10 protein-coding genes are annotated in these 12,150 nt (G+C 71.0%); all 10 read right to left on the bottom strand.

What is annotated here, in order from left to right:
* Positions 1 to 18 precede the first annotated feature (18 nt).
* The 10 genes from O3X23_RS15275 to O3X23_RS15230 all read right to left on the bottom strand — a co-directional run bounded on the left by O3X23_RS15275 (position 19) and on the right by O3X23_RS15230 (position 12,146).
* A complete protein-coding gene (locus tag O3X23_RS15275) occupies positions 19 to 1,296 on the bottom strand; it encodes a thymidine phosphorylase (RefSeq protein WP_269271903.1) in 1,278 nt (425 codons plus the stop codon).
* A 12-nt stretch (positions 1,297 to 1,308) separates the two neighbouring features.
* Positions 1,309 to 1,692, bottom strand: coding sequence for a cytidine deaminase (locus O3X23_RS15270; RefSeq protein ID WP_269271914.1), 384 nt, complete (start codon positions 1,690 to 1,692; stop codon positions 1,309 to 1,311).
* 65 nt (positions 1,693 to 1,757) lie between these two features.
* Positions 1,758 to 3,035 carry an ABC transporter permease gene (locus O3X23_RS15265; RefSeq protein WP_443047858.1) on the bottom strand — a complete coding sequence of 426 codons (1,278 nt, stop codon included), beginning with the start codon at positions 3,033 to 3,035 and terminating at the stop codon, positions 1,758 to 1,760.
* Positions 3,032 to 4,147 (bottom strand): ABC transporter permease, encoded by a 1,116-nt coding sequence (locus O3X23_RS15260; protein ID WP_269271902.1) that lies wholly within the window; start codon positions 4,145 to 4,147, stop codon positions 3,032 to 3,034. Before O3X23_RS15260 ends, O3X23_RS15265 begins: the two co-directional genes overlap by 4 nt.
* On the bottom strand, positions 4,144 to 5,754 hold the full coding sequence (locus tag O3X23_RS15255; RefSeq protein WP_269271912.1) for an ABC transporter ATP-binding protein: 1,611 nt from the start codon (positions 5,752 to 5,754) through the stop codon (positions 4,144 to 4,146). Before O3X23_RS15255 ends, O3X23_RS15260 begins: the two co-directional genes overlap by 4 nt.
* A gap of 181 nt (positions 5,755 to 5,935) precedes the next feature.
* On the bottom strand, positions 5,936 to 6,970 hold the full coding sequence (locus O3X23_RS15250; protein ID WP_269271901.1) for a BMP family lipoprotein: 1,035 nt from the start codon (positions 6,968 to 6,970) through the stop codon (positions 5,936 to 5,938).
* A 153-nt stretch (positions 6,971 to 7,123) separates the two neighbouring features.
* Positions 7,124 to 8,248 (bottom strand): amidohydrolase, encoded by a 1,125-nt coding sequence (locus tag O3X23_RS15245; RefSeq protein WP_269271900.1) that lies wholly within the window; start codon positions 8,246 to 8,248, stop codon positions 7,124 to 7,126.
* Positions 8,249 to 8,684: 436 nt separating this feature from the next.
* Positions 8,685 to 9,800, bottom strand: coding sequence for a hypothetical protein (locus O3X23_RS15240; protein ID WP_269271899.1), 1,116 nt, complete (start codon positions 9,798 to 9,800; stop codon positions 8,685 to 8,687).
* A gap of 97 nt (positions 9,801 to 9,897) precedes the next feature.
* Complete coding sequence (locus O3X23_RS15235) at positions 9,898 to 10,848, bottom strand: N-acetylneuraminate synthase family protein (RefSeq protein ID WP_269271898.1); 951 nt, start codon at positions 10,846 to 10,848, stop codon at positions 9,898 to 9,900.
* Positions 10,845 to 12,146, bottom strand: coding sequence for an acylneuraminate cytidylyltransferase (locus O3X23_RS15230; RefSeq protein WP_269271897.1), 1,302 nt, complete (start codon positions 12,144 to 12,146; stop codon positions 10,845 to 10,847). The genes O3X23_RS15235 and O3X23_RS15230 overlap by 4 nt, the downstream gene beginning before the upstream one ends.
* Positions 12,147 to 12,150: the final 4 nt, after the last annotated feature.

Raw genomic sequence — 12,150 nt, 5'->3', positions numbered from 1 at the left:
GCCCCCACCCCCGCACCGTCAAGAAATCCGGTCCAGAACAATCGGCTTCGGTTCGAACGACGCGCCCGGCGGGCCCACCAGGATGCCGCCGTGCAGCGCCTCCAGGGCGTACGCGAACTTCTCCGGCGTGTCCGTGTGCAGCGTCATCAGGGGCTGGCCGGCCACGACGGAGTCGCCCGGCTTGGCGTGCAGCTCGACACCCGCGCCCAGCTGCACCACGTCCTCCTTGCGCGCGCGGCCCGCGCCAAGGCGCCAGGCCGCGATGCCGACGGCGTACGCGTCGAGGATCTCCAACACGCCGCTCGTCGACGCGTTCACGACGTGCTGTTCCCGCGCCACCGGCAACGCGGCGTCGGGGTCGCCGCCCTGGGCGGTGATCATGCGGCGCCAGACGTCCATCGCGGAGCCGTCCGCGAGGGCCTTCGCGGGGTCGGCGTCGTGGAGACCCGCCGCGTCCAGCATCTCGCGGGCCAGCGCCAGCGTCAGTTCGACGACATCGGCCGGGCCACCGCCCGCCAGCACCTCGACGGACTCCCGCACCTCCAGCGCGTTACCGGCCGTGAGGCCGAGCGGCGTGGACATGTCCGTCAACAGAGCGACGGTCCGGACCCCGTGGTCCGTACCGAGGCCGACCATCGTCGACGCCAGCTCGCGCGCGTCCTCCAGCGTCTTCATGAAGGCGCCGGTGCCGACCTTCACGTCGAGCACGAGCGACCCCGTGCCCTCGGCGATCTTCTTCGACATGATCGAGGAGGCGATGAGCGGGATCGCCTCGACGGTGCCGGTGACGTCGCGCAGCGCGTAGAGCTTCTTGTCCGCGGGGGCGAGACCGTCGCCCGCGGCGCAGATGACGGCGCCGGTGCCGCGCAGCACGTCGAGCATCTCGGCGTTGGAGAGCGAGGCACGCCAGCCCGGGATGGACTCCAGCTTGTCGAGGGTGCCGCCGGTGTGGCCGAGGCCGCGCCCGGAGAGCTGCGGCACGGCCGCGCCGCAGGCCGCCACGAGCGGGGCCAGCGGCAGCGTGATCTTGTCGCCGACGCCGCCGGTGGAGTGCTTGTCGGAGGTGGGGCGCGGGAGGGAGGAGAAGTCCATCCGCTCGCCGGAGTTGATCATCGCGGCGGTCCAGCGGGCGATCTCGGCCCGGTCCATGCCGTTGAGCAGGATCGCCATGGCGAGGGCGGACATCTGCTCGTCGGCCACGGCACCGCGGGTGTACGCGTCGATGACCCAGTCGATCTGCTCGTCGCTGAGACGGCCGCGGTCGCGCTTGGTGCGGATGACGGAAATGACGTCCATAACAACTATTCCTTAGCGGTTCAGGTCTTCGGAGCCGAAGGCGTCCGGCAGGACTGCGCTCATCGGGACGACGCCGCGCGCCGTGTCGACGAGGAGGTCCGGGCCGCCGTTCTCCCAGAGCAGCTGGCGGCACCGCCCGCACGGCATCAGCAGGTTGCCGCGGAGGTCCACGCAGGTGAAGGCGGTGAGCTTGCCGCCACCTGAGGCGTGCAGCGCGGAGATCAGGCCGCATTCGGCGCAGAGCGCGACGCCGTACGCCGCGTTCTCGACGTTGCAGCCGACGACGACCCGGCCGTCGTCGACGAGGGCGGCCGCGCCGACCGGGAAGTGCGAGTACGGGGCGTAGGCCCGGGACATGATGTCCCGGGCCTGCTTCCGCAGGCCCTCCCAGTCGATGGAGTCGACAGGATTCGAGCCGGCACCGGTGCCGGCGCCGTCGAACCCCTCGGGAGGAGAATCCGTCACTTGCCCTGGCCCTTCCGGTACGGCTGGCCGTCGGCCTTCGGCATCCGCAGTCGCTGCGAGGCGAGCGCGAGCACCAGCAGGGTGACGATGTACGGCGTGGCCCCGACGAGCTGGGGGGGCACGGTGTCGGTCAGCGCGTACCAGACCACCAGCAGCACGGCGACGGCGGCGCCGATCACCGCCGGGACGTACTTCTTCTGGTAGAGCCGCCAGGCGGCCAGCGCGACCAGTCCGACGGCGAGCGCCAGCAGCAGCGCGTGGACGGTCTCGCCGCCGTTGCGCAGCTGGAGGCTGTCGGAGTAGCCGAACAGGCCAGCGCCCATGGCGAGCCCGCCGGGCCGCCAGTTACCGAAGATCATGGCGGCGAGGCCGATGTAGCCGCGGCCGCCGGTCTGGCCCTCGTTGTAGATGTGCGAGGGGACGATCGCGAGGAAGGCGCCGCCGAGGCCGGCGAGGCCGCCGGACGCGATGACCGCCAGGTACTTGTACTTGTAGACGTTGACGCCCAGCGACTCGGCGGCGATCGGGTTCTCACCGCAGGAGCGCAGCCGCAGGCCGAACGCGGTCCGCCACAGGATGAAGAACGTGGCCACGAAGAGCAGCGCGGCCAGGATGGTCAGCGACGACAGGTCGGTGACCAGGCCGCCGATGATCCCGGCGAGGTCCGAGACCAGGAACCAGTGGTGGCCTTCGAGGGTGTGCAGCCAGTCGGAGAGGCCGGGCACGGTGAACGACTTGATGTCGTCCATCGGCGGCGACTGCTTGGGGCTGCCGCCCTCGCCCGCCGCCTCGCCCATGCTGAACCAGATCTTGGCGAGGTACTGCGTGATGCCCAGCGCCAGGATGTTGATCGCCACACCGGAGACGATGTGGTCGACGCCGAAGGTCACGGTCACGACGGCGTGGATCAGCCCGCCGAGCGCGCCGCCGAGGATGCCGGCGACGACCGCGAGCCACGGGTTGGTCTGCCAGCCCGCCCATGCCCCGAAGAACATGCCGAGCATCATCATGCCCTCAAGGCCGATGTTGACCACGCCGGCCCGCTCCGACCACAGGCCGCCGAGCCCGGCGAGGCCGATCGGCACGGCCATCATCAGGGCGCCGGAGATCTGCCCGGAGGACGTCATGTCGTTGGCGCCGGTGATGGCGCGCACGGCGGAGATCGCGATCAGCGCGCCCGCGACGATCAGCAGCACGCGGGAGACGGTGAGCTTGGCGCGGATCTTCGCCGCGGGGCTCTTGGCGGTCTTGCCGGGGGTAGCCGTGGCGCTCACGCTGCCACCTCCTGCTGGGCGTCGGTACGGGCCTGGGCGGCGAGTTCCTCGCCGACCTTCTGTTGCTGGCGCTTGATGCCGTAGCGGCGGACCAGCTCGTAGGCGATGACGACGCAGAGCACGATGATGCCCTGCATGACGCCGACGATTTCCTTGTCGTACTCCTCGAACTCCAGCTTGCTGGAGGCGATCTCGAGGAAGCCCCAGAGCAGCGCGCCCAGCGCGATGCCGATCGGGTGGTTCCGGCCGAGCAGCGCCACCGCGATGCCGGTGAAACCGATGCCGACCGGGAACTCGGTGCTGAACTGGTGCGCGTCGTTGAGCAGCACCGGCATGCCGACCAGGCCGGCGATGGCGCCCGACAGCAGCATGCTGGTGACGACCATGCGCTTGACGTTGACGCCGCTGGCCTCGGCCGCGGACTCCGAGCGGCCGACCGTCTGCAGGTCGAAGCCGAACCGGGTGCGCGAGAGGCCGAACCAGTAGAGGACGCCGACCAGGACGGCGATGACGATGAAGCCCCAGACCGTGCCGTCCGCGCCCATGTCGAAGCCGAAGAAGCGGCCCGAGGCGGGGAGTTCCTTGGTGGAGACCGAGTTGGTGTCCGCGTGCAGTTCGGCGAGCCGTCCGGGGATCATGAAGTAGCCGATCACCGCGGTGGCGATGGCGTTCAGCATGATCGTGGTGATGACCTCGCTGACTCCCCGGGTCACCTTGAGCACACCCGCGAGCCCCGCCCACATCGCGCCGACGAGCATGGCGGTGATGACGATCAGCGGGATCTGGATGGCGGCGGGCAGGTTCACCGCGCCGCCGACGACGGCCGCGAAGAACGCCGCGAGGCGGTACTGGCCGTCGACACCGATGTTGAACAGGTTCATCCGGAAGCCGATGGCCACCGCGATGCCGGCGAGGTAGTACGTCGTCGCCTTGTTGAGGATGTAGATCTGGCTGTCGCTCGTCAGGCCCTGGTCGAACATCACGTTGAACGCGTGGAACGGTTCCTTGCCGGTGGCCAGGAGCACGAGCGCGGTGAGTACGAAGGCGGCGACGATCGCCAGTACAGGAGCGGCCAGGCCGAGGATCAGCCGGTCCTTGTCGAACTTTCTCATCGGTCCTCTCCTCCGGCGTCCGTACGCTCGAGGTGGCCGGAAGCGGCGCCGGTCATGGCGGAACCCAGCTCCTCGGGGGTGACGGTGGCGGGGTCGGCGTCCGCGACCAGGCGGCCGCGGTACATCACCCGCAGGGTGTCGGACAGGCCGATCAGCTCGTCCAGGTCGGCGGAGATCAGCAGCACGGCGAGGCCCTCGCGGCGGGCCTGCCGGATCTGGTCCCAGATCTGCGCCTGCGCGCCGACGTCCACACCGCGGGTCGGGTGGGCGGCGATCAGCAGCTTGGGCAGGTGGCTCATCTCGCGGCCGACGATCAGCTTCTGCTGGTTGCCTCCGGAGAGGGAGGCCGCGGTGACCTCGATGCCGGGCGTGCGGACGTCGTACTCCTTGACGATCCGCTCGGTGTCACGGCGGGCCGCGGTCAGGTCCAGCAGCGCGCCCCGGCTGTTGGGCTTCTCGGTGACGTGGCCGAGGATGCGGTTCTCCCACAGCGTGCCCTCGAGCAGCAGGCCGTGCCGGTGGCGGTCCTCGGGGATGTACCCGATGCCGTCCTCGCGCCGCTTGCGGGTGGGGGCGAGGGTGATGTCGGCGCCATCGAGGGTGATCACCCCGGCGTCGGGGATCCGCATCCCCATGATGGCCTCGACCAGTTCGGACTGGCCGTTGCCCTCCACCCCGGCGATGCCGAGGATCTCGCCCTTGTGGATGGTGAGGGAGATGTTGTCGAGGAGGAGGCGGGCGTCCCGTGCCTCGACCTCCTCGACGATGAGGGCCGAGGATTCCGACAGCGGCTCCAGGCCCACGTCGGAGAGCGTGAGCCCCTCGACCTTGAGCAGGACCTCGGTGGTGACCGTGGACTCGCGGGTCTCCGGCGACGGCAGCTCACTGCCGACCATGAGCTCCGCGAGCTGCTTGACGGTGACCGACTTCGGGTCGGCGTCGCCGACCGTCGTGCCGCGGCGGATGACCGTGATCGCGTCGGCGACCGAGAGCACCTCGCCCAGCTTGTGCGAGATGAAGATGACCGTCAGGCCCTCGGACTTGAGTTCGCGGAGGTTGGCGAAGAGCGCCTCGACCTCCTGCGGCACGAGGACCGCGGTCGGCTCGTCCAGGATCAGGGTGCGGGCGCCGCGGTAGAGGACCTTGAGGATCTCCACGCGCTGGCGGTCGGCGACTCCGAGGTCCTCGACGAGGAGGTCGGGGCGGACGCCGAGGCCGTACGCGTCGGAGATCGCGATGATCTTGGCGCGGGCCTTGCCTCCGATGCCGTGCAACCCCTCGGCGCCGAGAACGATGTTCTCCAGCACGGTGAGGTTGTCGGCCAGCATGAAGTGCTGGTGCACCATGCCGATCCCGAGCCGGATGGCATCGGCCGGGGTGTGCAGGTCGGCCTTCTCGCCGTCGAGGGTGATGGTCCCCTCGTCGGGGCGCTGCATCCCGTAGAGGATCTTCATGAGGGTCGACTTGCCCGCACCGTTCTCGCCGACCAGAGCATGGACGGTGCCACGGAGCACGGTGATGTCGATGTCCCGGTTGGCGACGACGCCGGGGAAGCGTTTGGTGATGCCGCGCAGTTCGACGGCGGGGGGACTGCTGGACGCGTTGATGACGCACTCTCCTCGCGGGGCAGAGCGGAGCGATGGGGGTGAACGTATCGCGAGGATCGGACTCTACGCGCGTAGCGGCGCCAGATCCACAGTTGTCGCGGGATACATACGGCCAGAGGCCGCACAGCCGCGAGGCCCGGCGGGGAAAGTCACGCTCCCGCGCCGGGCCTCACGTCGATGATCAGCTGGTCGGGGTCGTCCGGACCGTGACCGAACCGTCGGCGATCTTCTTCTTCGCCGCGTCGAGCTGGGTCTTGATGTCGTCGATGAAGCCGCCGGAGGTGGCGAGGCCGACACCGCCCGCAGCGAGGTTGTAGGTGTGGGCGCCGGTGAGCGGCTTGCCGTCCTTCACGCTCTTGATGACGTCGTAGACCGAACCGTCGACGTTCTTGACGACCGAGGTCAGGATCGACCCCTTCCACTTCTCCAGGCCCTTGTCCTGGTACTGGTCGCCGTCGACGCCGATCGCCCAGGCGCCGGGCTTGCCCGCGACGGCCTCGATGACACCGGTGCCGGAGCTGCCCGCGGCGGCGTAGATCACGTCGATGTTGCGGTCGAGCATGCCCTTGGCCTTGGCCTTGCCCTCGGCCGGCTTCGCGAAGCCGGAGAGGTCACCGCCCTGGGTGATGTACTCGATGTCGACCGTGGCGGCCGGCTTCGTGTCCTTGACGCCCTGCTGGAAGCCGGCCGCGAACTTCTTGATCAGCGTGATGTCCACGCCGCCGATGAAGCCGATCTTGTTGGTCTTGGTCTTCAGCGCGGCGGCGACACCCGCGAGGTAGGAGCTCTGCTCCTCCGTGAAGGTGATGCTGTCGACGTTGGCGCCCTCGACGACCGAGTCGACGATCGCGAAGGTCGTCTTCGGGAACTTCTTCGAGACGGCCTTCACCGAGTCGGCGTAGGCGAAGCCGACACCGATGACCGGGTTGTAGCCGGCGCCGGCGAGGTCCTTGAGCTTCTGCTCGCGGTCCGCCTCGGTGTCGGTGTTCTTGGCCGTCAGCTCCTTGGCGCCGAGCTTGAAGTCCGCCTTGGCCTTGTCCAGGCCCTTCGCGGCGGAGTCGTTGAAGGAGTGGTCGCCTCGGCCGCCGACGTCGTAGGCGATGCCTACGCCTTTGTCCTTGCTGTCATCGGAGCTGCTGCTGCCACACGCGGTGGCGGAGAGGGCGAGGGCCGCGGAAACGACACCCGCGGCAACGATCTTGGTAACCCGGCGCACGAGGGTCCCCTTCATTCGAAAGCGCCCCGTCCGGCGCTGGCTAAGCGGGAGCTTAACGCGCGTAGATGTCAGGTAAAGGCTGAATGAAGACCTGTTATCGGATCGACGCATTTCGGCCAGGTGAACCACCCGTGTGCGCCCTGACACCCACGGTCAGACCAGCAGCGCAGCCCCGGTGAGCAGCTCCGCGCCGATCACGACCGGGTCCTCGGCGCCCGCCGGTTCACCCGGATGGGCGCCGTGTCGCGGTGACCCGAGGGCGGGTCGCAGGCCGAGCCGGGCGAGCGCTCCCGGGACGTGCTCCAGGTACCAGGCGAAGTCCTCACAGCCGAGGCTCTGGCCGGTGTCCTCGACGGCGTGCGCGCCGCGGCTCCGCGTCATCGCCTCCCGCAGCAGCTCCGTCGACTCCATCTCGTTGACGACCGGGGGGACGACGCGCTGGTACTGGATCTCGCACTTCGCCCGGTACATGCCGGCCACCTGGTCGATGACCTCGTGCACCAGGTCGGGCGCGTCGCGCCAGGACGCCAGGTCCAGGAAGCGGACGGTGCCCTCCAGCTCCGCGTGCTGCGGGATCACGTTGCAGGCCTGGCCGGCCTCGACGCGGTCCCAGGCGACCCGGACGCCGGAGCGCGGGTCCATCCTGCGGGCCAGTACGGCCGGCAGTTCGGTGGCCATCTTGGCGGTGGCCATCACCAGGTCGGTCGTCAGGTGCGGGCGGGCGCGGTGGCCGCCCGCGCCGTCGAGCTTCAGCACCAGCCGGCCGAGGGCCGCGGTGATCGGGCCCTGCCGCAGGCCGATCCGTCCGGTGTCGATGGACGGGTCGCCGTGGACGGCGAGAATCCGGTCGACGCCGTCCAGCACCTGCGCCTCGATGGCGCCGAGCGCTCCGGCCGGGGCGGTGGTGGCCGCGGGCCGCAGGATCAGCCGCACCGGGCGCGGCAGCCGGCCCTCGCGGTCCAGCGCGGCGAGCGCCAGACCGGCGCCGAGCAGCACCGCGCCGATGTCGCTGTGGAGTGCGAGGCGCGGGCGCGCGGGGTCGGTGGCGCCGATGTCGCAGACGGTTCCGGCTCCGCCGGGCAGGGTCCACGGACGGAGTCCGTCCTGCTCCAGCCGGGCCCTGACGGCCTCGGCGGCGGAATCGTGATCCTGCCGCCCGGTCGCGGGGCGGAGGTCGAAGTCCTGGTGGAACGCGATCAGTTCGGCGCGCAGCCCCGCGGGCAGCGCGCCGCATGGCACTGCGGGTGAGTCGTTCACCTCCGACAGCGTAGGGCCCATGGAAGATCCTCCAGCGTTGATCGAGAGAAATTCATTCCTGTTGGAGGAGAAGAAATCACCCGATCGGCGCATACCCAATCCCTCCGGGGGGTAACACGCCCTGTTGGGCCCGTACCGCCCCTCCCATCCTCGCTCAACGATTCAACGATCGCGAGGCAACGGTTCGGCCCGCGGCCGGCAGCGTAGGGGCCGGGCGTCGCGGCCCGCTCGAACCGCGGGGGTCGCGCGGCCGGCGGGCGCGAACGGCCGCGAACCGGGGGAACCGCCGGGACCTCGGCGTTCCGCGGGGCGGGCGGCGGTGGAAGTCCGGACGCCGATCGGTGCTCGCCGCCGCGCGTCCCACGCCGTCGCGGACAGCGGGTTGTGGCCGACATCACGCCGTTGCGGCAGCCCGCGTCACACCGTCACCGGCATCACGCCGTCGTGGAAGCCCGCGTCACACCGTCGCTGTCGCCGAGGTCAGGCCGTGCAGGTCTCTGGCCGTGCCGGTGATGCCGGAGAGGAAGCCCTGCGCGCGCGGGGAGGCGGTGTGGGTGAGCCAGGCGTCCTCGATGTCGCGGACGACGACCTTCACCCCCGTCCCGGCCAGCGCGAGCGGCAGCGTGTGGACGACCGTGGAGGGGAAGCTGACCACGGTGTGGCCGATCGGTCCCCGGCGGGCGACGAGTTCCAGCGGCAGGTCGGGGCGGACGATCTCCAGCCCGGTCTCGGCGGCGAGCCGGTGCAGCTTGGCCGTGTCCTCGCGGCGGTGTGCGAAGTAGCGGGTGGCGCCGTGGGTCTCGGCGAGGGAGGCGACGGCCGCGAGGTACCGGTCGAGGTCGACGACTCCGGTCTCGACGAGGGACGTGCCGATGATGTCGGTACCGGCGCTGATGCGCGGCGGACCGAAGCGCGACCGCGTCCACGCGAACCGGTTGGCGCGCAGCACCATCCCGGCCGGCGGCGTCGCGGGCATCGCGCTGAAGAGTTCGACGGTACGGCGGCGGCCGGGGGTCAGCCGGCGGCGGGCGGCCGAGGCGAAGACGGCGAAGGCCGCGTCGACGGGCGAGCGCCGGCCCGCGCGGTGCCAGCGCACCAGACGGCCGCCGCTGCCCAGGATCTCGGTGAACTCCATGGTGGCGGTGCCGTCGTCCACGACGGTGATCTCCCGGGCCCGGCACAGCGGCAGCAGCACCTGCACCAGCCGGGAGAACGGATCGCCGATGACCAGATGCCGCACGCGCAGCAGCAGCGGCGCCAGGGTCAGGGCGGTGCGCAGCAGGCCGAGGCGGTTGGAGCGGGCCTCGAACCAGCGGACGGAAACGCCGTCGTCCCGGGCCAGTTCCGCCATCCGGCGCAGTTGCCCGCGGCTCATCGGGTCGCGGGGCGAGAGCACCACGACGGTGAGCGGTTCGGTGACCGGGCCGCCGCCCGGGGCGGCCGGAGCCGCCCCGGGACGCGCCGCGGCGGCCGCGGTCGGGGGGTGTACGTGCGACCACTCCAGGACGTTGAGGAGCTGGACAGGGGACTCGACCAGTGCGAGCGGTCCCCGGCCGGTGGCGGGCGTGGTCATCCCGGTACTCCTCGTGTTCGCCTGGGTCGTCTGGGTCGCGTGGTGCGCTGTGCCCTCGGGCCGGGGGCTGCTGCTGGGAACCCGGTTGCGCGGTGCGTCAGACGGAGGCGGTGGCGCGTTCCGCGTCGGACGCCTCGGCCTCGGCGACGACGCCGGGTACGCGGCGGAGCTTCTTCATCGGGCCGAGCTCGCCCTCGTAGACCTTCTTGACGCCGTCACCGAGGGAGGTCTCGATGATGCGGATGTCGCGGACGAGGCGCTCCAGGCCCTGGGACTCGACGGAGGCGGCCTGGTCGGAGCCCCACATGGCGCGGTCGAGGGTGATGTGGCGCTCGATGAAGACCGCGCCGAGCGCGACGGCGGCCAGCGTCGTCTGGAGGCCGACCTCGTGGCCGGAGTAGCCGACGGGCACGTTCGGGTACTCGGCCTGCAGGGTGTTGATCATGCGGAGGTTGAGCTCTTCGTGCTTGGCCGGGTACGTCGAAGTGGCGTGGCACATCACGATGTTGTCGCTGCCGAGCACCTCGACCGCGTGCCGGATCTGCTTCGGGGTGGACATGCCGGTGGAGAGGATGATCGTCCGGCCGGTGGCGCGCAGCGCGCGCAGCAGGTCGTCGTCGGTGAGACAGGCGGAGGCGACCTTGTGGGCCGGGAGGTCGAACTTCTCCAGGAACGCGACGGACTCGACGTCCCACGGCGACGCGAACCAGTCGATGCCGCGCTTGCGGCAGTAGTCGGAGATGGCGTTGTAGTCGTTCTCGTCGAACTCGACGCGGTGCCGGTAGTCGATGTACGTCATGCGGCCCCAGGGGGTGTCGCGCTCGATCTCCCACTGGTCGCGCGGGGTGCAGACCTCCGGGGTGCGCTTCTGGAACTTCACCGCGTCGCAGCCGGCCGCGACCGCGGCGTCGATGAGCGCGAAGGCGTTCTCCAGGTCACCGTTGTGGTTGATGCCGATCTCGCCGGTGACGTAGACGGGCTGGCCGGTGCCGATGAAGCGGGAGCCGACCGGGCGCAGGTTCTTCGGGGTCAAGGGGGTGCTGGTCACTGGGAGGGTTCCTTTGCAGAAAGAGGTGCTGTGGGGACTGCTGCGAGGGTGCGTAGAGGGGGGTCGGTGAGAGGGGTGGCCAGGGAGGGCCCGAGGATCCACCCGGCGATCTCGCGGATCGCGCCGCGGCCGCCGGGGGTGGAGGTGATGGAGCGGGCCGAGGCCCGGACGACGTCGTGGGCGTTGGCCACGGCGACGGGCCAGCCGGCGAGCGCGAAGCAGGGAAGGTCGTTCACGTCGTTGCCGACGTACAGCACCCGCTCGGGGGCGATCCCCTGCTCCTCGCACCACTGCTTGAGGGCGTGGTCCTTGCGGACGATGCCGTGGAGCACGGGCACCTGGAGCTTCCTGGCCCGTGCCGCGACGACCGGGTTGGTCTCCGAGGACCGGATCAGTACGGGCAGCCCGGCGCGGCGCAGGGCCGCGATGCCGAGCCCGTCGCCGCGGTGCACCGCGACGGTCTCCCGTCCTTGCGCGTCGACCAGCACCGTGTCGTCGGTCTGGGTGCCGTCGAAGTCGAGTACCACCGCGTCGATGTCGTCGAGGGTGGGGGTGGAGCCGGTGTCGAGGAGCGGCGCGAGCGCGCGGGCGCGGACGAGGTCGTCCGGCTCGTCGATCTCCAGGACGCGGGCCGGATCGGTGCGCACCAGCGCGGTGCGGCCGAAGAACCGGTGGCCCGCGGCGCGGAAGCCGGGGGCGCGCATGGCGTAGGCGGCGCCGGTCTCCAGCAGGTCCTGCGGGCGGTCCTGGCGGCGCGGGCGGGTGGCCTTGTCGTGGTTGACGCCGTGACCGCCGCCGTCGTCGTCGCCGTCGCCGTCGCGCCAGACGAAGCCGTGGAAGGGGGCGACGGTGTGCGCGGTGTCGGCGCCGCCCTCGATGACGGCGGCGGCCACGCCGTCGACCTCCTCGCCGGTGAGGAAGGGGCTGGTGCACTGTACGAGCAGCACCACATCAATACCGCCGCTGCCGGCACCGCCAACCCCGCCGCGCATCGCCTCGTAGGCGTCCATCGCGTGCAGGACCGCGGCCTCGCTGGTCGCCGTGTCGCCCGCGATGTCCGCGGGCCGCAGGACGACTTCGGCGCCGGCGGCACGCGCCGCCTCGGCGATGGCGGGGTCGTCGGTGGACACGGCCACCGCGGTCACCAGCCGTGCCGCCAGACATGCCTGGACCGCCCGGGTCACCAGCGGGACGCCGCCCACGGGCGTGAGGTTCTTGCCCGGCACGCCCTTGGAGCCGCCCCGGGCGGGGATGACGGCGAGGACACGGGCGGTCGGGGCAGGTGTTGGGGTGGTCACGAGT

Origin of the sequence: Streptomyces sp. H39-S7 (assembly GCF_027158205.1) — a bacterium.
Lineage (GTDB): Bacteria > Actinomycetota > Actinomycetes > Streptomycetales > Streptomycetaceae > Actinacidiphila.
This window is presented reverse-complemented; position numbering and strand designations above follow the sequence as displayed.

Coding starts and splice junctions, on each gene's coding strand:
- O3X23_RS15240 (WP_269271899.1), bottom strand. CDS start 9,800: ATGACCACGCCCGCCACCGGCCGGGGACCGCTCGCACTGGTCGAGTCC.
- O3X23_RS15275 (WP_269271903.1), bottom strand. CDS start 1,296: ATGGACGTCATTTCCGTCATCCGCACCAAGCGCGACCGCGGCCGTCTC.
- O3X23_RS15260 (WP_269271902.1), bottom strand. CDS start 4,147: ATGAGAAAGTTCGACAAGGACCGGCTGATCCTCGGCCTGGCCGCTCCT.
- O3X23_RS15245 (WP_269271900.1), bottom strand. CDS start 8,248: ATGGGCCCTACGCTGTCGGAGGTGAACGACTCACCCGCAGTGCCATGC.